21 protein-coding genes, 1 pseudogene and 1 riboswitch are annotated in these 25,194 nt (G+C 52.2%); of the genes and pseudogenes, 16 read left to right on the top strand and 6 right to left on the bottom strand.

Annotated features, from left to right (window positions below):
• The first annotated feature begins 349 nt into the window (after positions 1-349).
• The 7 genes and pseudogenes from ACFOTD_RS18010 to ppsA all read left to right on the top strand — a co-directional run bounded on the left by ACFOTD_RS18010 (position 350) and on the right by ppsA (position 7,153).
• Positions 350-562 carry a hypothetical protein gene (locus ACFOTD_RS18010; RefSeq protein ID WP_378121147.1) on the top strand — a complete coding sequence of 71 codons (213 nt, stop codon included), beginning with the start codon at positions 350-352 and terminating at the stop codon, positions 560-562.
• Between the two features lie 113 nt (positions 563-675).
• Positions 676-903 (top strand): annotated as a pseudogene (locus ACFOTD_RS18005) (DUF3600 domain-containing protein); the annotation flags it as partial.
• A gap of 150 nt (positions 904-1,053) precedes the next feature.
• A complete protein-coding gene (locus ACFOTD_RS18000) occupies positions 1,054-2,058 on the top strand; it encodes a helix-turn-helix transcriptional regulator (RefSeq protein ID WP_378121145.1) in 1,005 nt (334 codons plus the stop codon).
• Between the two features lie 74 nt (positions 2,059-2,132).
• Positions 2,133-2,927, top strand: a complete 795-nt coding sequence (locus tag ACFOTD_RS17995) for an SDR family NAD(P)-dependent oxidoreductase (protein WP_378121143.1) — start codon at positions 2,133-2,135, stop codon at positions 2,925-2,927.
• Positions 2,928-3,030: 103 nt separating this feature from the next.
• Positions 3,031-3,198: a hypothetical protein gene (locus tag ACFOTD_RS17990; protein ID WP_378121141.1), complete on the top strand. Its 168-nt coding sequence runs from the start codon at positions 3,031-3,033 to the stop codon at positions 3,196-3,198.
• Positions 3,199-3,380: 182 nt separating this feature from the next.
• Positions 3,381-3,971, top strand: coding sequence for a YcxB family protein (locus ACFOTD_RS17985; protein ID WP_378121140.1), 591 nt, complete (start codon positions 3,381-3,383; stop codon positions 3,969-3,971).
• Positions 3,972-4,558: 587 nt separating this feature from the next.
• Positions 4,559-7,153: a phosphoenolpyruvate synthase gene (ppsA, locus tag ACFOTD_RS17980; RefSeq protein WP_378121138.1), complete on the top strand. Its 2,595-nt coding sequence runs from the start codon at positions 4,559-4,561 to the stop codon at positions 7,151-7,153.
• A gap of 9 nt (positions 7,154-7,162) precedes the next feature.
• Here ppsA and map read toward each other — a convergent pair whose 3' ends face one another.
• Positions 7,163-7,909, bottom strand: a complete 747-nt coding sequence (gene map, locus ACFOTD_RS17975) for a type I methionyl aminopeptidase (RefSeq protein WP_378121136.1) — start codon at positions 7,907-7,909, stop codon at positions 7,163-7,165.
• A gap of 7 nt (positions 7,910-7,916) precedes the next feature.
• Complete coding sequence (locus ACFOTD_RS17970; protein ID WP_378121134.1) at positions 7,917-8,606, bottom strand: TetR/AcrR family transcriptional regulator; 690 nt, start codon at positions 8,604-8,606, stop codon at positions 7,917-7,919.
• Between the two features lie 60 nt (positions 8,607-8,666).
• Between ACFOTD_RS17970 and ACFOTD_RS17965 the strand changes: the two genes are divergently transcribed.
• The gene (locus tag ACFOTD_RS17965) at positions 8,667-9,368 is read left to right on the top strand and encodes a hypothetical protein (RefSeq protein ID WP_378121132.1); all 702 of its coding nucleotides are present in this window, start codon (positions 8,667-8,669) and stop codon (positions 9,366-9,368) included.
• Positions 9,369-9,484: 116 nt separating this feature from the next.
• Here the strand turns inward: ACFOTD_RS17965 and ACFOTD_RS17960 are convergent, their stop codons facing one another.
• Positions 9,485-11,245 (bottom strand): cache domain-containing sensor histidine kinase, encoded by a 1,761-nt coding sequence (locus ACFOTD_RS17960; RefSeq protein WP_378121130.1) that lies wholly within the window; start codon positions 11,243-11,245, stop codon positions 9,485-9,487.
• Entirely contained in the window at positions 11,242-11,997 is a 756-nt protein-coding gene (locus tag ACFOTD_RS17955; RefSeq protein WP_378121129.1) for a response regulator transcription factor, read from the bottom strand. The genes ACFOTD_RS17960 and ACFOTD_RS17955 overlap by 4 nt, the downstream gene beginning before the upstream one ends.
• Before the next feature lie 247 nt (positions 11,998-12,244).
• On the opposite strand from ACFOTD_RS17955, the gene ACFOTD_RS17950 reads away from it, so the two are divergent.
• The 6 genes from ACFOTD_RS17950 to ACFOTD_RS17925 all read left to right on the top strand — a co-directional run bounded on the left by ACFOTD_RS17950 (position 12,245) and on the right by ACFOTD_RS17925 (position 22,230).
• The gene (locus ACFOTD_RS17950; protein ID WP_378121127.1) at positions 12,245-13,579 is read left to right on the top strand and encodes an ABC transporter substrate-binding protein; all 1,335 of its coding nucleotides are present in this window, start codon (positions 12,245-12,247) and stop codon (positions 13,577-13,579) included.
• A 93-nt stretch (positions 13,580-13,672) separates the two neighbouring features.
• Positions 13,673-14,572: a carbohydrate ABC transporter permease gene (locus ACFOTD_RS17945; protein ID WP_378121125.1), complete on the top strand. Its 900-nt coding sequence runs from the start codon at positions 13,673-13,675 to the stop codon at positions 14,570-14,572.
• A complete protein-coding gene (locus ACFOTD_RS17940) occupies positions 14,569-15,417 on the top strand; it encodes a carbohydrate ABC transporter permease (protein ID WP_378121123.1) in 849 nt (282 codons plus the stop codon). Before ACFOTD_RS17945 ends, ACFOTD_RS17940 begins: the two co-directional genes overlap by 4 nt.
• Positions 15,418-15,430: 13 nt before the next feature.
• On the top strand, positions 15,431-16,825 hold the full coding sequence (locus ACFOTD_RS17935) for a family 4 glycosyl hydrolase (RefSeq protein ID WP_378121121.1): 1,395 nt from the start codon (positions 15,431-15,433) through the stop codon (positions 16,823-16,825).
• Positions 16,826-16,957: 132 nt separating this feature from the next.
• Positions 16,958-17,158, top strand: a riboswitch (cobalamin riboswitch).
• Between the two features lie 156 nt (positions 17,159-17,314).
• Complete coding sequence (locus tag ACFOTD_RS17930) at positions 17,315-21,346, top strand: DUF4430 domain-containing protein (RefSeq protein WP_378121119.1); 4,032 nt, start codon at positions 17,315-17,317, stop codon at positions 21,344-21,346.
• A 326-nt stretch (positions 21,347-21,672) separates the two neighbouring features.
• On the top strand, positions 21,673-22,230 hold the full coding sequence (locus ACFOTD_RS17925) for a DEAD/DEAH box helicase family protein (RefSeq protein WP_378121117.1): 558 nt from the start codon (positions 21,673-21,675) through the stop codon (positions 22,228-22,230).
• Between the two features lie 253 nt (positions 22,231-22,483).
• Here the strand turns inward: ACFOTD_RS17925 and ACFOTD_RS17920 are convergent, their stop codons facing one another.
• Positions 22,484-22,861 carry a hypothetical protein gene (locus ACFOTD_RS17920; RefSeq protein WP_378121115.1) on the bottom strand — a complete coding sequence of 126 codons (378 nt, stop codon included), beginning with the start codon at positions 22,859-22,861 and terminating at the stop codon, positions 22,484-22,486.
• Between the two features lie 109 nt (positions 22,862-22,970).
• Between ACFOTD_RS17920 and ACFOTD_RS17915 the strand changes: the two genes are divergently transcribed.
• Together ACFOTD_RS17915 and ACFOTD_RS17910 are read left to right on the top strand one after the other, a co-directional pair.
• Positions 22,971-23,117: a hypothetical protein gene (locus tag ACFOTD_RS17915; RefSeq protein ID WP_378121113.1), complete on the top strand. Its 147-nt coding sequence runs from the start codon at positions 22,971-22,973 to the stop codon at positions 23,115-23,117.
• Between the two features lie 238 nt (positions 23,118-23,355).
• Positions 23,356-23,997, top strand: a complete 642-nt coding sequence (locus ACFOTD_RS17910; RefSeq protein WP_378121111.1) for a hypothetical protein — start codon at positions 23,356-23,358, stop codon at positions 23,995-23,997.
• Between the two features lie 109 nt (positions 23,998-24,106).
• Here the strand turns inward: ACFOTD_RS17910 and ACFOTD_RS17905 are convergent, their stop codons facing one another.
• The gene (locus ACFOTD_RS17905) at positions 24,107-25,084 is read right to left on the bottom strand and encodes an aldo/keto reductase (protein WP_378121110.1); all 978 of its coding nucleotides are present in this window, start codon (positions 25,082-25,084) and stop codon (positions 24,107-24,109) included.
• Positions 25,085-25,194: the final 110 nt, after the last annotated feature.

The following is a 25,194-nucleotide window of genomic DNA, read 5'->3' as shown; positions in this document are numbered from 1 at the left end:
TTCTCTCTCAAAAGGGTCGACATCGGCAAAAAGGATGTATATTTGCAGGCTTTACGCAGTGGAAGGGCGCGGGTGACGAACGGCCGCGACACCGACATGGCTGTCGGCCTGATCAACGGAACGACTGTCGAAAGTTCCATCGATAGGGGTTCCGCGCGAGTCGAGGTTCGGAGCTCCGCCAAGCCTAATATGACCGTCAGGGTGATCTTCGATCTTCCTTGACGGTTTTTTGTGCGGTTTCCGTTCATAAAGGCAGGAGGATACAAGTTAGCTGATGAACCCGTCTATTACTGAACCTTTTTCAAGCTAAGAGCGAATGATGGGTTGTAACAGTCAGGGAGGGCCCCCCATGAATGATAAAGAGTTGGTTCATTGGCTTGAAAAGGCAGTATCTGGCGAAGAGCCTGCGTTTCAGCTTTTCTATCAGGCGACTAACCAAGATGTTTATCGGACGGTTTCTTTTCTCGTCTATCGCAGGATCAAGCCGTGCTGCATTCAGAATTGCAGCATGAGCTGGGGGGGGAACTCGAATGAAAAAAAAGGATGCATGCGGGCATTGTGACGGCAGCAATCCTGTTTCCGTCTGTCGTATACGCATCATCCTATCTGGCGGACCATATCTTTGGCTCTTCTGGTGACATTGAATAGCGCGGAGGCGCAAGGGAGGACTACCAGCAAATTGAGCAAATGCTGCAGGCTGCAAAAGGCAAACTCACGGAAGACGAATTCAAGGATTATACAACGTTATCCAAGCAGTTGATGCAACTAAAGCTGAAAATGACAGATGAAAACAAGATTAACCATGAGGATAAATTGAATAAGAAGGAGCAGCAGGAATTCGAGCGACTCGCCGCCATGATCGCCCCTTACTTTGAGAAGATAAACGGAATAGATAAACCGTAACACTAATGCGTGCGATGGACTTTTTTGGCTCCCATGCAACAAAGAACAGGATAGGCAACTTCGCCATACTTAAGTTATAATCAATAGAACTTATGGTCCACGGACGCCGTGGGCCATTTCCATTTTACATTGTCTCGGGAGGTATTGAGTTTGAACGCAATCGCCACTGACCGAGTGAAGCTCGCACCAGGCTTTTGGGCCAGCATGCGCCGAATAGGGATCGCCCCTCATGACATCTTGCGCAAATGCTGTTTGCCGCTATCCATGATGAATGAACCGGTCGTCACGACCGCTCAATATTACGCGATCTGGCAGTCGTACGCAGAGCTCGTCGGCGATACCGCCGCCGGAATCGTCAGGTTGGCCACCGCCTTCGAGACGGCGCAATATCCGCCGGCCGCTTTATCGACCTTCCATGCCCGGGATTATCGGGATGCGTTAACGCGAATGACGCGGTACAAACAGATGTGTCCGCCCGAGCACTTGCGCATGCGAGAAACAGACGATCATGGCCTTATCGATCTGGAATGGGCGCATGCGACGCAGCCTGGCCCCTCGATTATGGTCGGTACGACGCTTGCCTATCTTCTGGAGCTGGGCCGCCGCGGAACGAACCTGCCGCTAACGGCTCAATCGGTTTCGTTTGTCGGCGAAATGGGCGATACTGTCGTTCTGGAAAGTTTCTTCGGTTGCCCGGTTCAGGTTGGCGCGGACGTCAATCGGCTTACGCTGCGCCGCAGCGATCTGGATCTCCCGTTTGCCTCCTACAATGAAGAGCTTCTCGATATTCTGACGCCGGCCCTGGATCGTTCGTTGACTGAGCTGCAGAGCAATCAAAAATTAAGCGATAAGGTGAAATGGATTCTTGTACGCTGCCTATCGCAGGGGAGGATCGACATACAGAGCATAGCCCAAACTTTGGGGCTGAGCGATCGCACCTTGCAGCGCCGCTTGACGGAAGAGGGAGCGAGCTTCAAGCAGCTGCTGGCAGACACCAGACATGCGCAGGCACTCGCTTTTTTAGCAGACCCCTCGCGAGAGATTAAAGAGGTCGCTTTCCTCGTCGGATTCGAGGACCCCAATTCGTTTCATCGCGCGTTCCGTTCCTGGGAAGGCACGACGCCGGCGAATTGGCGCGCGGCGCAAGAACTTTGACGCAACGCGCTAGTTACCGCCAAGGTCAAACGCGCTATCATGATCCCTATCTTCAGAATAAGGAGTAGGGACAGATGGAGCTGGAATTGAGAAACAAAACCGCATTAGTAACGGGTTCAAGCAGGGGGATCGGCAAAGCGATTGCCGTTGAACTTGCAAAAGAGGGCGTTCATGTTCTAATAAATGGCAGGAACGATGCCGAAGTAGCGCTTACGGTAAATGAGATTCAGACCAAATTCCCTGAGACCAAGCCTCGGAAGGCGACTGCGGATTTCGTGGACGTAGAACAAAGAGATGCTTTGCTCGAGAAATTCCCACATGTCGATATATTGGTCAATAGCATGGGCGTTTACGAGCTCATGTCCTATGACGACCTGGACGATGCCGTATGGGAGAAATACATTCGCACCAACGTGCTGGCCGCCAACAGGCTGACCCAATTTTATTTACCCGCCATGATCAAACAAAATTTTGGACGCATTCTATTTATCGCGAGCGAGGAAGCCGTGATGCCTTCGGGGCAGATGCCTCATTATGCCGTGACCAAGTCGATGCTCCTGTCCTTAGCCAGAAGCTTGTCCAAGCTGACCAAGGGTATGGAAGTCACGGTAAATACGATCCTCCCGGGACCGACGCTTTCAGAGAACGTGCGAGCGATCATCGAAGGCTTTTATCCGGATAAAAAGATGACTTTCGAGGAAAAAGAGAAGGATTTTGTGTCAAAAAATTTACCGCAATCTGAAATTGCGCGTTTTATACGCCCGATGGAGATCGGTCGGTTGGCCGCATTCGTCTGCAGTCCGTATGCCTCCGCGTTCAAAGGCTCGCCGATCCGAATGGACGGGGGCATGGTGCCGACTATCTTTTAACAAATAGCATGTAAAACTTTGGGGAGGACAAAAAGTCCTCCCCATATTTGGGTTTTAAGGTTATCATTGTGTTAAGCCATCACAATGAAAACAGAGGTGTACGATGGAAGTGGATTCCGGATTCGAGCTGCTCCCCACGATCTTAATTATTGTCTACGGATTATTTATTTTATTAGGGCTGTACAGTCTCTATTTGTTTATCAAGCTTGCGACGCGGGGCATTACGGCACTGGATATTTATATCGATGAGAAGAAAAACAAGCGGCTATAGAAGGGGCGGCAGGACTCGTCAGGACAAAAAAAGCGGCGGGTTATCGGTTGCGCTCGCCGCGCTTTTCTGAGTCTACATTCCGATTTGATTGCTAACGAACAAACTTAACTTACATACAGCATTTTGCAATTCACCTAAATGTACCAAATCGTCTTCAATTATATTAATCGAGGAGCGTTTAGATGGAGGAATACGAAAAAATCGAGATGCAGCTTACGAGTCGTGATGTCGTAGATTTTAATTTTTCGTACATGAAGCGAAACGGGGGCATTTGGATCATTGCCTCTATGGGCGTCCTGTTTCTTGCCTATGCTATTTTCCAAATCTCTCAGGGAAAGCCATTCGGCTCCTATGCTTTCAGCTTGTTCTTTGTAATCTTCAGCGCCTTGTTTCCCATTACGCTCTACCGAAGCGCGGTCCGCAGCTATCAAAACAAGTTTTTGCAGGAAAAGAAAATTTACGAATTTACGCCGGAAGGATTTCATATGGCATCCGAGTCCACAACCTCCAAGGTTCTATGGCCGGACGTGCAGAAGGTTATCATGAATAAAAAAGGAATCTATCTGTTCATCGCCAGCAATGCCGGACATCTCATACCGAAGCGATACTTGGCGGGGAAAGACGCGATCCGTGCGATGGTCATGAAGTATACGACACCAAAAAGCCGTGAAAAGGGAAAATCCAAACTGTGGGTTAAAATCGGAATTTACGTGCTCATTTTTCTTGTGACGGTGGCGATCGTGCAATTTTATTTGGCGAAGCATGAAGGATAAGGGGCAATGGTAGGCCTGGAAGATGCTCCAGTCGGGAGCAAACCGCTCGGCAGGGGTGGACATTCGTCACTAACGTCGTTCTTTTGCCGAAATGAAATGCCTGCATATATACATCTGTTTACGTCAAAGCCGCTTCTTTTGGACACAAAAGATGCGAAAATGCAGGTATTTCCCTCTATAATCTAGAATTTGAGCCTAAGCTCCGGAAAAACCTGCGCATATGCAGGAATTGGATGGAGTGTCGCGAGAAGGTGAAAAATTCATGTACAAATGCAGGCTTTTCGACCTGCAAAACATCGCAAAGCTTCGTCAAGCCGAAAGTGCGCAGTCCGTGACGAATCGCCGCCGAAGCTAGTCAAAATCAAGCCGAATCTAGTCAATTCTATACATCTAATGTAACTAAAAGAACCTGGATAAACGCTCCAGGTTCTTCTTATTGCGCCCAATTGGGCATCATGTTAAAATTGGATCGAGAATATTTTTGGTAAGTTGGCAAAAATAGAACATCTTATAATTTAATTATAACCCGCCGCTCAGTTATTGTCAAATGTTTTCTCAATTCAAGTTAAGTAGAGGAGAGAAGTTGAATGAATACTTGGGCGCTCGATTTTAACGAGATGGATCGCAGGCAGCTTGGGCTTGTCGGCGGAAAAGGAATGAACTTAGGAGAACTTTCGAGAATACCAGAAATTCAAGTGCCGGAAGGATTCTGCGTAACTACAGTCGGTTATCGATCGGCCGTCGAAAATAACGAATGCTATCAAGAGTTATTGAATCAGTTATCGAGACTTAAAATAAAGGATCGGGAGCAAATTGGCGACATCAGCGGCACAATCCGCCAAACCATTCTGGGAGCAGAATTCCCCGTCGAAGTTGAGCAAGCGGTAGCAAGCTATCTCTCCCAATTCGGCGAAGGACATGCTTATGCCGTGCGTTCCAGCGCGACGGCCGAGGATTTGCCGCATGCTTCGTTTGCCGGCCAGCAAGATACTTATCTGAATATCGTCGGCCTAGAATCGATTTTACGGCATATCAAACAATGTTGGGCTTCCTTGTTCGCGGAGCGCGCGGTTATTTACCGTATGCAGCATGGATACGATCACAGGCAAGTGTACTTGTCCGTTATCGTTCAAAGGATGGTTTCCCCTCAAGCCTCGGGTATTTTATTTACCGCCGATCCCTTAACTTCTAACCGAAAATTACTGTCCATCGATGCCGGCTTTGGACTGGGAGAAGCGTTGGTCTCCGGTCTGGTCACTCCGGATTGTTATAAAGTGAGGGAAGGGGAGATCGTCGAGAAAAGAGTTGAGAACAAAAAATGGGCGCTCTACGGAAACGCGGAGGGAGGAACGGAGAAGAAACCGATCGATACAGATCGGCAACAGTCTCAAACCCTTGCAGATCAGCAAATCTTACGGCTGGCAAGCATCGGAAGACAGATCGAAGCTCACTTTGGTTGCCCGCAGGATATCGAATGGTGTCTGGTTGACGACATATTTTATATCGTCCAGAGTCGGCCGATCACGACTTTATTCCCGATCCCCGAAGCGAACGATGAAGAAAATCACGTTTATTTATCCGTCGGCCATCAACAGATGATGACAGATCCCATAAAGCCGTTGGGCTTGTCTCTTTACCTATTGATTACGCCTGCACCTATGCGCCAAGCCGGTGGAAGGTTGTTTGTCGATATTGCCCCCAGGCTGACTACCCTTGCAGGCCGGGAAGCTATGTTAAAAGTGCTGGATTCCGATCCCTTGATATCGGGTGCGGTCAGAACAATCATAGACCGAGAGTTTATCGCATTGTTGCCTCATGATCCCTCGGTGTCGACTCCGAAAAGAGTTGATACCGACGTGCCTGCACCGATCGAGTACGATCCCGCAATCGTTTCTGAGTTAATCATGCGTAACCAAGCATCGATTGAAGAGCTGAAGCAGAACATTCAGACGAAATCGGGACCGGCGCTATTCGATTTTATTTTGGAGGACATCCGGGAATTAAAGAAGATTTTGTTCGATCCTCAGAGTACGGCTTTGTTTATGGCTGCCATGAATGCTTCAGCTTGGATCAATGATCGCATGAATGCGTGGTTGGGCGAAATAAATGCGGTCGATACGCTCTCTCAATCGGTACCGAATAATATTACTTCGGAAATGGGTCTGGCGCTACTGGATGTCGCGGATCAGATTCGCCCCTATCCGGAAGTCATTCATTATTTACAGCATACGGAAGCGGATGACTTTCTGGAGGAAATCGTTCATTTCAACGGAGGGAAAGTGGCCCGTGAGGCGATCCGCGATTATCTCGCCAAATACGGAATGCGCTGCCCCGGAGAAATCGATATTACGAGAACCCGCTGGAGCGAAAAACCGCTCGCTCTTGTTCCCATGATTCTGGGTCACATCCAAAACTTAGGACCGAATGCCGGCAAGCAAAAATTCGAGCAGGGGCGCCAGGAGGCGCTCGAAAAAGAACGAGAACTGCTGAACCGATTGAGGCAACTGCCGGACGGCGAGCAAAAAGCGCTGGAAGCGAAGCAAAAGATCGACCTAGTCCGGAACTTCATTGGTTACAGGGAATATCCGAAATACGGCATGATTAGTCGCTACTTCGTATACAAGCAAGCCATTCTGAAAGAGGCGGAACGACTCGTTCAAGCCGGTGTCTTCCGTGCCAAAGAAGATGTGTTCGACCTCGCTTTAGAAGATCTTCAAGAAGTCGCACGCACCAACAAACTGGATCAACAGATCATTGACAAACGCAAAGAGGATTACCGATTTTTCGAAAAACTAACGCCCCCGCGCGTCATAACCTCTGAAGGCGAGATCATTACTGGCGCGTATCAACGAGAAAATATGCCGGCTCAAGCACTAATAGGCCTGCCTGTTTCTTCGGGCGTCATAGAAGGAAGAGCGCGTGTCCTTTTAAATATCGAAAATGCCCATCTGGAGGAAGGAGATATACTCGTCACTTCCTTTACCGATCCTGGTTGGACACCGCTATTCATATCCATTAAAGGCCTGGTTACCGAGGTAGGCGGCCTGATGACCCATGGTGCCGTAATCGCGCGCGAATATGGCTTGCCCGCCGTTGTCGGCGTGGAAAATGCAACCAGACTGATCAAGGACGGGCAACGGATTCGCGTGAATGGAACAGAAGGATACATTGAAATTTTGTGAATAAGACAGTTATTGCGCGGTCAAAATTTGCGGTCCTTCCGCAGTGATCGCGATCGTATGCTCGTATTGGGCGGCGAGCTTGCGGTCCAGCGTCCGTGCGGTCCATCCGTCCTCGTCGATTGACATGTGGTACGTGCCTTCGGTAATCATGGGCTCGATCGTGAATACCATGCCTTCTTTGATGCGAGGCCCTTTGCCGGGCTTGCCGACATGCGGATAATTCGGATCCTCGTGCAGGTCTCGGCCAATGCCATGGGCGAGGAGATCGCGCACCACGCCGAAGCCGTTGGACTCGGCATGCCGCTGGATCGCGCTCGTCATATCGCCGAGCCGATTGCCGGGCTGCGCCAGCTCAATGCCGAGGTCGAGACATTCCTTCGTGACGCGCATCAGCTTGTCGGCTGTCGGGGAGATCTTACCGACCGCATAGGTCCAGGCCGAGTCGCCAAGCCAGCCATCGAGCTCGGCCACTGTATCGATCGTCACGATATCGCCTTCCTCGAGCGGCTTGTCGCTGGGAAATCCATGCGCGATCACATCGTTGACAGAGGCGCAAGTCGTATATTGATAGCCTTTGTACCCCTTCGTAAATGGCTTGGCGCCGTGCTTCAAAATGATTTCCTCGAATAAACGCTCGATTTCGCTCGTCTTGATGCCCGGTTGAATAAGCGGGGCGATCGCGCGATGGCATTCGGCCACCACTTGGCAGGCTTTGCGGATCGCTTCGATTTCGTTTTTGCTTTTTAAAATGATCATGGTCGTCTCAGGACTCCTTTGTAATAGCTTGCATCGCGAGCCGGGCGATACGATCGACATCCAGCTCCGAATTTCCCGCATAGTAGTGCAGTCCGCAGCAGCCGACCAGGACGGCAAGCATGTGGTCAATGCTGTCGTCATCACGCCGGGCGATCGCTTGAAGCGGATTGTACAGTTGCTCCCGGAATCGTCTCTTGGCGGCGTTCCGATCTTTCTCAGGCAAGCCTGCATAGTGCTCGGCCGCCATTTTGTAGACGAGATAGGCGCGGGCGTCCGCCTGCCATAACCGAAGCAGCGCTTGGCAATAAGCCAACAATGGACTTCCATCGGTGCTGTCTCCGTAAATGTCCATCCATTCTTCCAACGCCTGCCCGCTTCGCTCAAAGCCGCTGTCCAGCACGTCTTCAATCAATAAATGACGATTGGGATAATAATGGTAAACCGTTCCGTACCCGAGCTCAGCCTCGCGGGCGACGTCGCGAACGTCAAAGCTGCCGCCCGTGCGGAAATAGGCACGCGCGGCAACTTCGAGAATCTGTTCCTTGCGCTGCATGCGAATGCGCTCATTTTGTTCTTTGGTACGCGGGCACATCGGCGGGGCTTCCTCCTTATTTAAACCTGCAAATTTGTCGATGTAAAAATAGTAACGCATAGGGCGAAGAAATGCAATTTGCTGCGGATGCCCGGCGAATCGCAATTTCGGCTTTCGTGTGGATTATTTTGGTTTAATATAGGTAGAGACAAGGAGGGAGCAATCATGGAATTGAAGGAATGGCTGTCGTCGCTTGGCATCCGGATGCCTGAACCGGAGCTGCACGCACTGGAGCGGCATGCGGAAAAACAGCTTGGAACGGAATACGATATGCGGTGGATGTCGGTACAGGAACAAGGTCAGCTGCTGGAGAAGATCGCGTCTATCCCGGTTTATCGAGACATTTTGCCGTTATGGGAAAATAGCGGGGGCGATTACATAGCGATTTATCGCAGCGGGCCGCTTGCCGGGAAACTAGTCGCGATGTCTCATGAGGAGACGGACTTGACGCCGCGCTGGCGCAGCGTCATCTCGCTGCTGGAACGGATGGATGCAGATCCGGAGGGGGAGTGGCGCGACTGGACCTTCGATTATCCGGCTCCGGAAGACAGTCCGGGAGAACAGCTGGATCGGGACAGAGCAACGGTGGATCAGCTGTGGCCATTATGGAAGCAGGAGGAGCAAGAGGACATCCGCTGCCAGACAGCCTTTGCAATCGTAGGACTGACACCCAAGGCAGATCTGGCGCAGTTGCTCACATTGCTCGAGGATGAAGATATGTACGTGCAGGAAAGGGCCTGCGAACGCTTAGGTGCGGAGCAATTTACGGCTGCCGAGGAACCCTTGCGCGAATTGGCGAGAAATGGCGTGAGTAATGCGAAAAGCGCCGCTGCGCGCGCGTTGGCAAGCATGTGCTTGCGTCCATAGACAAGCACGGCAAATGGATGCAGATAGGAAAACGCATTTGGGAAACGCATAGAAAAACGCATATAGGAAAACGGAAGGATGAAGCCGAAGCTTCATCCTTTTTGCAATTTTATCGATCATGGAGACGATTCATCTATAGCCGGCGGAGCCGCCGGAATCACGATGGACACCACCGTACCCAAGCCGGGCTTGCTGAGGATGCGAAACTGACTCCTCTCGTTGTACATAAGCGCCAGCCGTTTGTGCGTGTTGCGCAAGCCGATATGGGCTCCGGCATCGTCTTGTTGGCGTAGGCGCCGTCGGATCTCGGACAAGCGTGCACGCTCCATGCCCAGGCCGTTGTCGATCACCGTAATTCGAAGCGCATCTGCACGACGCAATATTTTTACCTTAATCAATCCGCCGCCGGGCTTTTCTCGAAGTCCGTGGTAGATACTGTTCTCGATCAGCGGCTGGAGCAGCAGCTTCATCGTGATCAACCCGCGAATGTCTTCTTCGTATTCGAAAATGACATCGAACAGGTTTTTGTACCTTTGCTTCTGGATGCTCACGTAATTGATCGTATTGGCAATCTCTTCTTCCCACGTCACGCGCTCGTTCGGATTGCTGAAGGAGTACGACAAAATGTCGGACAGCTGCTCGATCATCTCGCTTGCCTTGTTCGGCTTGCCCGTCAGTCCGACCGATTCCCAATAAATCGAATGCAGCGTGTTGTAGAGGAAATGAGGATTGATTTGCGCCTGCAGCGCTTGCAATTCCATCGCCTGCAGGCGATATTTCTTTTCCGACAGCTGCGTTTCGACAAAACGATGCTCGATAAAATGCTTTACGATATTTTGCGTAATAAACGCATATTCGTCCCGCACGTCGACCGGCGATTTCAAAGGGGCCCGGTTGTTCTCGGCCGAGCGGATGAGCGTCGTGATCGCCAGCAGCTGCCGATAGTTGCGGTGCGTCAGGTAATAGGTCAGGAGCAGCGCGAGCACGAAGGAAACGCTGGCCGAAACGATCGTAAACGATAAAATACGGGACGGCGTGCGATACAAGGACGAGTGGGGGATAATAGAGACATATTTCCACTTATAACGGGCCGATTCCACTTGGGTGACATTTTCCTTCCCGCCGTCCGTCTCCATGTCAAAAAACGGCGACGATTCCCCGACCACGCGCTGCAGCTCCGACTCGCCTATCGAAGCGGCCGGGACGTTGGAAAAAACGATCTCATCGTTCTCGTCCAGCACGAGCAGCTTCTGTCCGTCGTACGTGGTGATACTGCGCAAAATGCGCTCGATATATTGCGGCCGGATATTCAGGAAAATACCGATATGACGAGCCGAGATCACGTTGGAAATGGTCACGGTGTCCGGCATGCCAAGCTGCTTCGTCGATCTCCTCGTGGTCCATTCGTGCGGCGGTCCGTCATAGGCCATAAATTCGTCAAACCAGGCGATATCCGTCGCATGCGCGAACGTCGACAGCCCGTCGACCGAAGACAGGAAGCGGCCGTTCGGGTTATCGATGTAAAAGTAGACGGATTGAATATAGGGCTTCGAGCTTGTGAGCGCTGTCATATATCCGCTTATAATTTGATAGGCAGACGAGCTTTCGTAAGAGTAGCTCGGGCTGCGCAGGACATTGGCCAGTTCGTTAAATACTTTGGCATTTTGATAAAGGGCGAGATTAAGCGTATCCAGCTCGTCGAGGATCATTTCGATCTGCCGCTGCGATTGCGTCAGCAGAAATTGGCTGCTGCGGTTGATATCGGCCTTCATCTCATGCTGGGACGTGAAAAAGGACACAGAGCCGAGCAAAAGAAGCGGAATGAGCAGGGGGATGACGAAGGTCGCCAGATGCTTGATAAAATAGCGTCTCTTCATGAATGCTCGAATCCGTTCCGATAATCGCTGGGCGTTTTGCCATAGTAGCTTTTAAACGTTCTTGTGAAGTTCTTCGCGTTGCTGTATCCGACCATCTCGCTGATCTCGTACGTCTTATAACGAACGTCCGCCAGCAGCCTCAGCGCGACCTCCATTTTAACGCGGATCAGGTAATCGGTGAAGTTAACGCCGACTTTCTGCTTGAACAGGTAGCTCAGATAGTTGGCGTTCATATGGACGAGCTTTGCCGCCTCTTCGAGCGTAGCCGTCCGATAATTTTCCTGCAAATACGCCTTGATCTTGCTCATGACGAGACCTTCCTCGCCGATCTGAGTGCGAGCGGACAAGCCGGCGGTCTCTTCGGCGCGGCGTGAGGTACTCATTTCCGCTTTGAGCTCGCTGAATACGTCCATCAGCATCTGGTATTTCGCCGGCTTCACGATATAATTTTTCACGCGATATTTGAGCGCTTTTTGCGCGTATTCGAACTCCCGGTAGCTGCTGAGGAACAGCACCTCGATGTCCAGCTTGCGTTCGCGGATCGCCTCGGCCAGCTCGATGCCATTCATGACGGGCATCCGGATGTCCGTTAAAACGATGTCGATGTCCCCCTGCAAAGCGATCATGTCGAGCGCTTCCCGCCCGTTGCCCGCTTGACCCGCGACCTCGAAGCCAAGCTCATGCCAGGGAAAGTAAAGCGACAGCGCTTCGCGGGCCTCGGCCTCGTCGTCTACCAATAGCAGCTTATACACGGGCTAACACCTCTGTGATGTCGTTTTTCCTAGCTATTATAGCACCAAAGCGCACATGTAAACGCCTTTACGGTGTTCCGGGATCAACTTGTATAATGAGGATACGTTAACCGATATAAGGATACCCTCACCATAAAAACACTTGAAAGATGACACCCACAATCGAAGATTGGATGCGTTATCAACACGAGAAAACGTTTTTATAATGAGTGAAGCGTTTCCAATCAAGTGAAGGGGAGAGATTTGAATGAGTCGGAAGAGATGGATTCCCGCTACGATGACGGCTGTATTAGCGGCTGGCTTGCTGGCAGGCTGCGGGAAAAGCAATGAGGGCGCAAACGGCGCGGATGCGGGGCAAAGCGGAGGCGAAGCCAAGGACGTCACCCTCAGATTCAGCTGGTGGGGCGGCGACGACCGTCATAAAGCGACGCTGGCAGCCATCGAAGCCTACAAAAAGGTGGCGCCGAACGTCACGATTGAAGCGGAGTACCAAGGCTTCGACGGGTATGAGCAGAAAGTGAAGACGCAGCTGGCCAGCGCCACCGCGGCCGATATTATCCAACTCGATGTGCCTTGGATGACCGAGCTTAGCAAGAGCGGCTTTTTCCTCGATCTCAGCAAGGAGCCGAATATGTCTCTGGACAGCTTCGATGCGGATTTTCTCAAAAACTTCGGGACCTACGACGGCAAGGTGGTCGGGCTGCCGACAGGCGTGAACGCCTACGGACTTGTCATTAACAAGACCGCCGCGGACAAGCTCGGCGTGCCGACCGACATCAAGTGGGACTGGGACTCGTTGTACGAAGCCGGCAAGAAACTGCACGATAGCGACAAAACCAAATATTTGCTCGTAGCGGACCATGGCATGGTCATGCAGGACTTTACCAACATTCTCAAGCAGCGCACGGGCAATCAATGGGTGAATAACGACTACACGCTCGGATTCGCCAAGGAAGACGCGGTTGCGGGCTTCGACTGGATTAAGCGGGCAACGGAAGCCGGCGTCTATCAGCCGCTCGGCGAAGCCGACTTGTTCTTCGGCAAAACCGAGCAGAACACGAAGTGGATCAATGGCGACATTCCGATGATCCCGGCGATGAGCAGCACCATGCTCACTTTAAAATCGGTGCTGCCGGCAGGAACCGTCGTCACGACCGCCCTGCCGCCAGTCACGAAGGATGGCAAAGATACGGCAGAGCTGGTTCGTCCGTCTCAGCTCGTCGCGGTGAATGCCAAGAGCAAGAATACGGATGAAGCCGTCAAATTCCTGAATTGGTTCCTGACCAACCCCGATGCGGCGGTTCTGCTGGGCGACGTCCGTTCCTCGCCGGCTTCCAAGTCCGCGCAGGAAGCGGCGCTTGCAGCCGGCAAGATCGATCCTGCCGTTACCAAGGCGGTTGCGGACGGACTCGCTAGCGCCGGCATCGTAGATGGCGTCGTGGCGACCAATTCGGAAGTGTCGGCCGTCCTGCAAGACGTGATCGAGCAGGCTGCATACGGCAAGCTGACGCCGGATAAAGCGGCTGACACGTTAATCCAGACGCTGCAAAAAAAGCTGGAAGAGCTGAAGGGTAGAGGTTGACGCAAGGCGGCGGAACGAAGAGGCTTATTCCCGCTCTGCTTGCTTCCGCCGCTTGATTGTGGGTCAACCGGTTAGAAAGGAGATGGCGACTCGGTGTCCTGGAGGAGCAAAAAGAACTATCAATGGATCGGCCTCGTCTACGTGCTTCCGTGGATCATTGGATTGCTTGCTTTCCAACTGTATCCGTTTATCGCTTCATTCTATTATTCGTTGACGGATTACAATATGATCAATCCGCCGCACTGGGTCGGTCTGGACAACTATCGCAAAATATTGACGGAAGATTCGGACTTCCGCCAGTCGTTAAAAGTCACCTCGATCTATGTCTTGCTGGCCGTGCCGGTCAAGCTGGCGTTCGCGCTGTTCATCGCCCTGATCTTAAGCGCGAAGCTGAAGGCGATCAACTTTTTTCGCACGGTCTATTATCTGCCCTCCATTCTCGGCGGCAGCGTAGCGATCTCGGTGCTCTGGCGCTTTCTGTTCATGAAGGACGGGGTCGTAAACAATGCGCTGGGCGCCATCGGCATCGGTCCGATCGACTGGCTCGGCAATCCCGATATCGCGCTTTATACGCTGGGCCTGCTGTCCGTCTGGCAGTTCGGATCCTCGATGGTGCTGTTCCTTGCCGGCTTGCAGCAGATCCCGAGCGAGCTGTACGAAGCCGGTTCGATCGACGGCGCCTCGCGCACGCGCATGTTTTTCCGGATTACGGTACCGATGCTCACGCCGATCGTGCTGTTCAACCTGGTCATGCAGATGGTCAATGCCTTCCAGGAGTTCACGGGCGCATTTGTCATTACGAGCGGCGGGCCGATGAAGTCAACCTTTCTCTACGCGCTCAAGCTTTATCAAGAAGCGTTCTCGTTCTTTAAAATGGGATATGCATCGGCGCTATCGTGGATCTTGTTCATCATCATTATGATCGTTACCGCCGTTATCTTCCGGACATCGAACCGATGGGTGTACTACGAGGACGGGGGGAAGGCCAAATGACGATGGCACGGCGCGGCGCGCTGGGACGGGCGGGCTTTTACGTACTGCTCATCGTCCTCGGCTTCATCATGATTTACCCGCTGATCTGGCTGTTTGTTTCTTCCTTTAAAACGAACGAGGATATTTTCGGCTCCAGCAAGCTCTTTGCGCATACGTATGTCTGGAATTCCTACCAGCTCGGCTGGAAGGGGAACGGCCAGTACGGCTTCTCCGATTTCTTCTTAAACACGCTTAAGCTGGTTGTGCCGACCGTCGTGCTGACGATCGCCTCAAGCGTATTGGTCGCCTATGGTTTCGCACGCTTTCGTTTTCCGCTGCAGACGCTGCTGTTCTCGCTCATGATGGCCACGCTCATGCTGCCGGAATCGACGATTATCATCCCGCGCTACATTCTGTTCCGCAATCTGGGTTGGCTGGATTCCTATTTGCCGTTTATCGTGCCGGCCGGGTTTGCGACTTCCGCGTTTTTTATTTACATGCTCATTCAGTTTTTCCGCGGGCTGCCGCGAGATCTGGACGAAGCGGCGATCATCGACGGCTGCAATTCGTTTATGGTGCTCATTCGCGTCCTTCTGCCGCTGAGCAAGCCCGCGATTTTTTCGGTCGGCATCTTCCAGTTCATCTGGACCTGGAACGACTTTTTCAACTCGATTATTTACATCAGCAGCGTAAAAAACTTCACCGTGTCGCTTGGCCTGCGCATGTCGCTTGACGCCTCGTCCGTCGTGTCATGGAACCAGGTGCTGGCGATGTCGGTGACCGGGGTTCTGCCATGTATTTTACTGTTCTTCTTTGCGCAAAAGTACTTTGTAGAAGGCATCTCTACCACAGGTTTGAAAGGATAAGGAGCGTGCGGCCATGCAACAAGCAAGCGGAGAGAAGCGTAGAGACTTACAAATTGCCTATATCGGCGGCGGTTCGCGAGGCTGGGCCTGGGGATTGATGAGCGACCTGGCGATGGAGCCGAATCTGTCGGGCGTCGTCAGGCTGTACGATCTGCAATACGATGCAGCAGCACAAAACGCGGTCATCGGTAACAGGCTGGCAGAGCGGGAAGATGCGCCGGGCAAGTGGCGGTACGAAGCCGCCCGAACATTGGAGGAAGCGCTCAAGGGCGCGGACTTCGTCATCATATCCATCTTGCCCGGCTCCTTCGAGTTGATGGCATCCGACGTTCATCTGCCCGAAGAATACGGCATCTATCAGTCCGTCGGCGATACGGTAGGCCCGGGCGGACTTCTGCGCGCGCTGCGGACGATTCCGCAGTATGTCGAGATTGCCGGCGCGATCAAGGCGCATGCGCCAAAGGCGTGGGTGATCAATTACACCAATCCGATGACGCTATGCACGCGAACGCTGTACGAAGTGTTCCCGGAAGTTAAGGCGATCGGCTGCTGCCACGAGGTGTTCGGAACGCAGCATCTGCTTGCCCAGATGGTCGAGCGCAAGCTCGGGATTGCCAAGGTGGACCGCAGGGAGATCAAGGTGAACGTGCTCGGGATCAATCACTTTACTTGGCTGGACCAGGCGTCTTATCAGGGGATCGATCTGTTTCCCCTCTATAAGGATTTTGTCGACGAATTTTACGAGGAAGGGTTCGAAGGCAGCCGCAAGGGTCACTGGCTCAACGATCACTTTGCGTCGGCGCAACGGGTGAAGTTCGACCTGTTCCGCCGGTACGGCGTTATCGCAGCCGCCGGAGACCGGCATCTGGCCGAGTTTATGCCGGGCGATCAGTATCTCCGGGATCCGGAGACGGTCCGGGATTGGAAGTTCAGCTTGACGAAGGTCGACTGGCGTATCCAAAATCAGCAGAAGCTGCATGCCGACGGAGACCGGTTGGCTGTCGGAGAAGTTAGCTTTACGCTGAAGCCAACCGGGGAAGAGGGCATCGACATGATCAAATCGCTGCTGGGCATGGGCGAGTTGATCACGAACGTGAACCTGACGAACCGCGGACAATCGACGGATCTTCCGGCCGGCGCGGTCGTGGAGACGAATGCCGTGTTCGCCTACGACTCCGTTCGCCCGGTCGTAGCCGGCAGACTGCCGGACGCCGTTCATGAGATGGTGCTGCGTCATGTCACGAATCAGGAGACGACGCTGTTGGCCGCGCTGAAGCAGGATAAAAGACTGGCGCTGGAGGCATTTGTGAACGATCCGCTGGTGACGATACCGCGCGATCGCGCGGAGCAATTGTTCGACCGCATGCTGCAAAATACGAAGTCGATGCTGCCTGGATGGCGTCTATAAGCGCGGACAGGCTTGCGTCATCGATTCAGCCCGGAGACTTTTGGTCTTCGGGCTGTTTTGCGGTATTCATAAAAATGCCAAAAACCATCCATGACAAAGGCATGATATTCCGCTATGATGATCAAGTCTAATTGAATATTTTTCATTTCAGGTGCCCGTCATGATTTGCTAACCAGCGTTATGGACGGGGTAAAAGGGAAGCGGGTGCAATTCCCGCGCGGTCCCGCCGCTGTAAGAGATGAGCTTCATGCCACACGCCACTGGACGATCCGGGAAGGCGGCATGGGACGATGATTCTCGAGCCAGAAGACCTGCCGGAAATGTACACCGACAACTCTACGAGCGATAGGGGGTGTTTTAATTGAGGCTGCCTGTATATTTGGCGATCTCTGTTTAAAACCTCTTGACGATTCCGTTAAGAGGTTCTTTTTATTGCGTTCACACCGCGAATCGGCAAGCATAACGAATGGGAAGCAGGGATATTACACCATGATGAGAAAAATAACGACCTGGCTGCTCACGCTAAGTGTCGCGTTTTCGTTGTTTGCGGCCGGCGCTAAAACAATTGGCACCGCTGCGGCTGCGGGAGCGCTCGAAGGCTATATCACGTTGAGTGTCGAGAAGTTCGCGCTGGGGCAAGGCTACAAGCTGGAGCCGACACGCGTACCTTTTTATGCTGGAGAGAATGGCGCGGCAGTTATCGCCCGGGCTTTGGGCGACGATAACATCAAGCATACAGGAACCATCGACAGTGCATTTTATTTATCCGATGTGCGAGATTCGGAGCAAGCAGCGCATGTGCCGGCCTACATACTCGAACAAATCGCGTTAGGCAAAGCGACGCTCGTCGGGCGGCAGGATTCCGAGTGGCTCGGCGAATTCGACTATACCCCTATGTCGGGCTGGATGTATGAAGTCAACGACCAGTTCCCCCCCTACGGGTTCTCGAATTACCAACCGCATGACGGAGACGTCGTCCGAACGCAGTTTACGGTATGGGGCTACGGCGCTGATCTGGACACTTCGTGGGGGTTCGGCTATATCGATTCGGCGGATAAGGATGAATTGACGGCGCTGATCGGCAAGATCAATGGCGATCCTGCCAGAGACACGATGCTTGCCGATCCGGTAATAGCTGTCTTGTACTCGCATGCCTATGAAGTGCTTGAAAATATCGAGAGCACGCAAGTTAGCGTCGATCAGGCATTAACGGAATTGGCCGACGGACTGGGATGGGATGTCGTCAAGCCGGAGCTCGCGATCGCCGGCACTGAAGACCAGTCATATGCGGATACGAAGCAGCTTAGCTTTCAAGTAACCGCGACCGACGCGGGCACGCCTGGTATCATCCCGGCGGTGAAGTTGAACGGCACCGCGCTTACGCCCAAGGATAATCAATATACGGCCAACCTGATCGTGGGCGCCAATACGATCGTCGTTACGGCTACGGATAACGCAGGCAACTCGGCTCTTCGCACGTTTACGGTTTACTATGACTTGTCGGGCATCGTCGGAGATCAGCTCGGCAAAAATCTCACTTGGATTGCGAATATGGTAAAGGAACCGACCTTCGGTACGCTCGGGGGCGAATGGTCGGTACTGTCGCTCGCGCGCGGGCATTATGATATACCTGCAAGCTATTATGCGAAGTATTCCGACAATGTCACGGCGAAAATCAATTCGTTAGTCGCCCAGAACGACGGCGTACTCGATAAGAGCAAGAGCACAGAGCACTCGCGACTTATACTAGGATTGGCTTCGATCGCCAAGGATCCGCATGACGTCGGGGGCTTTGACGCGACACAGGCGCTGTCCGATTACGATTATGTCCTTAAGCAAGGCATCAACGGTCCGATCTGGGCGCTGATCGCGATGGATACGCGAGGCTATGCGTTCCCGACCGTCGCGCAAGGCAAAAACCAAGCGACCAGGGAAAACCTCATTCAATATATTCTGAACAATGAAGTGAAAAAAGGCACCGAACAGGCCGGCGGCTGGGGCTTCAGCACGGTTACGGCCGATGTCGATCTGACCGCGATGGCGATGCAGGCGCTCGCACCGTATTACGCGTCTGACGATTCGGTACAAGCGGCGATCGATCGGGCGATCGTCTGGCTGTCTGCCAAACAGAACAACTTGGGCAGCTTTACGAACTTCGGAAGCACCAGCAGCGAGAGCATCGCGCAGGTCGTTACGGCGCTATCCGCTCTGGGCATCGATTCGGCGACGGATGCGCGATTCGTCAAGCAAGGCATGTCCGTTCTGGAGGCGTTATTGTCATTTGGCGCTCCCGATGGCGGCTTCAAGCACGTACTGACTGGCAAAGTAGACAGCATAGCGACCGACCAAGGCACCTATGCGCTCATCGCATACGATCGCTATACGAAGAGCGAGAATCGGCTGTACGATATGACGGATGCCGTCGATCCCGCAGCACCTAAAGTAATTGATTTGCCGCTGCCGGATGGCTTGACGCCGGTCGTCGATATCCCGCTGGACACGCACGATTACAGCCTTACGCTCTATCCTTACGACCAGAACAAGCAAGTAACGGTTACGATCCCAGCGGATTCCGGATCGAAGGTTAGCCTGAATACGGCGACGGACAGCAATCTTCCAGCGTTAGCCGTATCGAAGGGGAACGTGTCCGCTTTTATTCCGCAAGGCACGCAGATTAAGAGCGGCGATCCATCCAAGGTAGAACTGCTCACGACCGTCGACGCTTCTGACCCGACGCTAAACGAGAAGATCGGCGGCATCGTGGCAAGCGGCATGAAGCTGGATTCCATTGCGAAGGCGTTCGCGATGGGCGGAACGAATCGGGTGACGTTCGACAGGTTTATCACGCTGACCTTCACAGGCTTGAAGGGAAAGAATGCCGCATACGTTGAAAACGATCAAGCCCACACGATTCAAAAGGTCGCCGATGACGCGGCCGGCATGGAAACGGGCAAAGACGAGTACGCGTACGACAGCGGAGAAGATCTGATCGTCAAGACCAAGCATTTTACCCAGTTTATCGCTTATGCCGAGAAATCCGCGGATCCTTCAAACGGCGGAGGCAGCGGAAACACAACCGGACACGTAACGTTGTCGATCGACAAAAACACGATAGGCAAAGGTTATGTGATCGTCCCGGAGCGCGTTGAGCTTCAGGATGGCGATACCGTATGGACCGTACTGTCACGCGCGCTAGATAGCAAGCAGATTGCTTACAAATATGAATACACGCCGTTATACAATAGCGTGTACGTACAATCGATCGCCGGCGACGGCGAGTTCGATCACGGAAATCTCAGCGGTTGGATGTATAACGTCAACGGGACGTACCCGGATTACGGTGCCAGTCTTTATCAGTTAAAGGACGGCGATAGCGTACAGTGGCGCTATACGACCGATCTTGGCGCCGATCTGGGCCATCCATACAATGGCGATTCGACCGGTTCAGGAGGCGCAGCTGGGACTGCAACGGTGGTCAATGTCTCCGAGAACGCTGCGAAAGATTTTGTTTTCGCAGTAGAAGCCGGCAAATCCTATCCCAACGGCATCCAGGTCAACATACCGGACATTCAGCCAAAGGTCTTACTCGATCTCAATGCTGTATTGAAAGATATGCCTAAGATTACGGTTAAACGCGGCGATCTCACGCTCGAAATTCCTGAACATGAAGCATTGGTGAAGGGCGGAAGCGCCATCGAGCTTTTCACGAAGCTTGATACGACGGATAGCGGGCTTCAAGCGCTCGTTCAAGGCGGCCTTGCCTCTGCAGAACGACTGAAGAAGATCGATAGCGCCTTCGTTCTAGGGGCGAAGGATCAATCCTTCATGTTTTCCGTACCTGTAACGCTTACGTTCCAAAACGCAAAAGACCGGAAAGCCGGCTTTATAGAAGACGGAAAATGGGTGCCTATTCCGGTGTATGCCGACGACTCGCAAGGCGCCGCAGCGACGAAGGGAGCCGAAAAAATCACCTATGCGTTCGTGAAAGGCGACAACCTGATCGTCAAAACGAATCACTTCACCACTTATGTCTCATACACGGTCGAAGGCGCCGAAAGCGGCGGGAACGTTGACATGAATAAGCTGTTCTCGGATGCGAACGCGATCTCGAGCTGGGCTTACGATTCAATGACGGATGCAGTCGGAAAAGGATTCGTTCAAGGGAGCAACGGCAAGCTGAACCCAAAAGCCAATCTGACACGTGCTGAATTCGCGAAGCTGCTCGTCTCCATTCAGGAGGTGACCGCTACGACCGACAATGTAGGGGGCTTCAAGGATGTGCCCAAGTCCAAGTGGTATTACACTTATGTCAATACGGCTTCCCATGCCGGACTGGTGAACGGCTACAATGGCTATTTCCAACCGAACGATGCAATTACGCGCGAGCAGTTGGCTTCGGTCATCGTCAGAGCTTTGAATCTTCAACCGGCAACGCCGGCCACTCCGCTGCGCGATCTGGGGAGCGTCTCGGACTGGGCAATAGCGGATGTGCAAACGGCAGCGTCGAGTTCCTTGATGTAAGGACAGAACGGCCTATTCGATCCAAAGGGCTCCGTCACGCGCGAAATGGCGACGGTTGTCATGATGCGAGCCTATCAACACAAGCATAACGGGACAACCGGTGACGCTAAATGAGGTTTTAAAAACGCACGAGACATTTTCGTCTCACGCTGGAGCAGTTTGCCTTGTAGGCAAGCTGCTCTTTTTTATTGAGCCGGGAGCCTGTTTTTGTACAACTTCATTAAACGTTAGGCGTATAAATTTGGAAGGAACCGCTCCCGCATCCAAATAACTCATGACCGGATTTTTGAAAAGCGTTTCATAACCCTTGAAAGCGGTGATTAAGTTTGAAATTCGTTTTGTTATACGGCCCTCAAGCAGTCGGTAAAATGACTGTGGGGCACGAACTGGAGAAAATAACGGATTTAAAGCTATTTCATAATCATATGACAATTGAATTGCTGGTTCCCTATTTTGGATTTAGTCCGGAGATGTGGAGGTTAGCGAATAAATTTCGTCAGGACATCTTTGAGGCGGCCGCCGCAAGCGATATGGATGGCATGATATTCACTTACGTGTGGGGATTCGATCTGCAGAGCGACTGGGACTACGTCGATAAAATCGTTAACGTATTCGAAGAAAAAGGTGCGGCAGTCTATTTCGTGGAGCTTGAAGCCGATCTGGAGGAAAGAGTAGCGCGTAACAAGACCCCGCATAGGCTGGAGCACAAACCGACGAAGAGGGATGTTGTACGCTCCGAACGAGATTTGAGAAAAACAATGGAACAACATCGATTAAACTCGTTCGAAGGGGAAATTAAAAAGGAAAACTATTTAAGAATAAATAATACGGCACTTATGGCTCATGAAGTTGCCGAAATGATTAAGGAGAGATTTTTATTGTAGTGGCATTATCGGAAAGAATGATCTCGGACGATTGTAGACAAAGTGGACAAAAAAACAACTTTGCGCGGCATGCGCTCCGAAGATATAGTCTTCTCGTTCCGCTCGTTGAAAATGCCAAACTCACAATCACCTAATAATAGGATGTAGAAGGAGGAGCTCTATGAATATTAAGGAAACTGGCATTATCCTATTCAGTTAATTCAATGATTCTATTAGCTATTTGGTTTACAAAGATTTTAGGGTCACTCCTTGCTTAACTTGGAATGATATAGCGATTCCCGGCATCGATGGTCACGTCGACGCTTTCGGCAGGCACTTCAATCCGGTATTTGCCGCGGTAGACGCTGAATTGGCGGTCGCCGGCGACGGGACTCCCATCCGTCAGCGCGTATAGGCCGGTGCCGGTGTAAACATCCGATGCTTGGCGATACCAGCTGATCGAGCCGGATTTATAGGTGATTTCCAGCAAATATTTTCCGGCCGATTGCGATCCGAAATTCATGATAACCTCCGAATTATCGAGAACATTTTCGAACGACTGCTTGACCTTCAACGACCAGCGGCCGCCCACGTCCTGATACAGCGCAGCGTTGAAGCCTGAACTGCTCGTCGCATACGTGCCGATCGTCATGCTGACGCGGTCGAACGGCGCGGACGTTTGGAACGTTTGACCGAGCGAGACGTTCAGCGGATCGGCCGTCGAATGCGTATTCTGGCTTATCAGGGAGCTTTGCCAGGCGTTGTCGGCACGGATAATGAAGTCCCCGGAGATTGCGGACCCATTTTGGCTGGCCGTGCCGCTGAACGAACTGGCGCTGTCGCGATACCAAGCAATCGAACCGACTGCGGCCGATAGCGTCAGCCTGTATTGCGCTCCGCCGGCTTGATCTGCATAGTGTTTTTAAGAAAAAGTTCGGCGTCACCCCGGCGCAATATCGGGTAAGCCGAGGTATGCCTGGTCCGAACGGGAACAAAGGTTAAAAATGAGAATCATTTTTTAGGGTTGTACGGTTAAAGGATTGTAGTCCATTTGTTGGGCTGGTAATATCGTTTCGGAGCAGAACAAGGTATCTTTTCATTATCCCGTCATGAACTTTAAAAGAAAAGATGAAAGGATGCGTATGAATGGGAGCAAACGTATTAAACCGTATACCAGAACCGGCCAATCTAAAAAAGCTAATGAGAATTCAAGCGGCTCTTAATATCATTCTCTGTCAAGAGGATTGGCTTCGATATCACAGCCTCGTTGAAGAATGGGATGAGAACGTCAGTATGGCGAAAATCGAGAATGGCGCCGGCGATCGTCTGTTCATATTGTTTTCCCGGGACGGATGTATATTGAAGGGCTTCGATCATGAATCTGAATTCAGCCCCTATGCGCAGGACGAACATCACGTTGTACAAGGAATCTATGACGACGTTCCCGAAGCATTTCTGCGATTGCTCGAAGACGATACCTTGGAAAAAGACGATGTGACGTTTTGCATTTGGAGAGAAAGCAGCGACTCGGCCTGGCGCAAGGGAGATGTAGAATTCGCGGATGGAGAGAACGATGGTTCTGATTTTCTCGTCGGTTGCATATTCCAAACGCCCGAGGATTTTGTAGAATTCGCGGAAGGCTACTTTGAATTGTCGTTATCGTTAGATATCGTAGGGCAAATATATAATGGGGCTCCTATTACGGTCGAAATGATCAAAGCGTTAAATCCAGAACGCGATATAAATGAAGTTTTAAAAGAATTAGCGTTGTTGGACAAAAGCCGTTAATACGACTTATGAAGCCTGCCGACCGATCGGCAGGCCTATTACATTGGCGTCTTTTTTGCAGCGAACAAAGCAAGAACCTCGCCCCTGCTGAAGGGACGAGGCTTTTGCTTTATTCGACGTACTGTCCGCCATCAAGCTTTATTAGCTCTACTTCATCAAGAATCAATACGCCGGCGCCCATACTGTCCGACAGCTGCGATTCGTTAGAAGCGCCAACGACGGCAAAAGCAGGAAACTGACGAGAGACGATATAGGAGAGCGCGACCTGCGAGATCGTCACGGCACGTTCCGAGGCGATGCGGCGCGCTTGCTCGAATCGGTTCGTGTTCGCGGAAACCGAATACAACGGAGGGGCATCAAAGACCTTCCCTGCCGCTGCGGCTGCCTCCATTTTAGAGAACAATCCCTTGGCCTGAGAAGAGTAGGCAAATAGCGGCATGCCTGTTTCCGCATGATAACGGTACATGTCTTCGTCAAATACGACGACCGTCGGGTCCTCGATGCGTGACTTATCCAAGCTCGCGAGACTCCACCAAGCCTGGTTGGCGGAGAATAACGGCAAACCTTGCTGAGACGCCAGCCGATTTGCTTCAATTATACGATCGGTCTCCCAATTGGAGCAGCCAAAGCCTCGTATGATTCCGTCTTCGACCAGCCTTCCAAGGGAACCGAGCAGCTCGGATACCGGGATCGTCCGGTCGTCGCGGTGCAGCCAGTAGAGGTCGATCGCATCCGTCTGCAGCCGGCGCAGACTGCCTTCGGCATCGGCTCTGATATCGGCTTCATGAAGCCTGGAGACATTCATCGATCCCAGGTCCGGATGCCCGCCCTTCGTGGTCACGATCATACGGTCCCGGTTCCCGCGCGATTTCATCCATTTGCCGATTACGATCTCGCTTGCATTCGTCTTGCCCGGAACCCAATTGCCGTATACTTCGGCCGTATCGACCATATTGCCGCCTGCGTCCGCATAAAGATCCAGGAGCCGCATCGACTGAAGCTCGTCGAGGCGTGTCCCGAGATCGACGCCGCCCATGACGATGACCGAACACGACTGAGCGATACCGGGAATGGTGCGTTTGCGCATACTTTGCGAGCCTCCTATGTCCGCCAGATGGCCTGGATTTCTTCAAGTAGTCAACTAGATTATAGCCGTCTCGATGAAAAATGGAAGAGCGCGTAAAAAAGAAGGGTGGC

The organism is Cohnella sp. GCM10012308 (assembly GCF_042649185.1).
Lineage (GTDB): Bacteria > Bacillota > Bacilli > Paenibacillales > Paenibacillaceae > Cohnella.
This window is presented reverse-complemented; position numbering and strand designations above follow the sequence as displayed.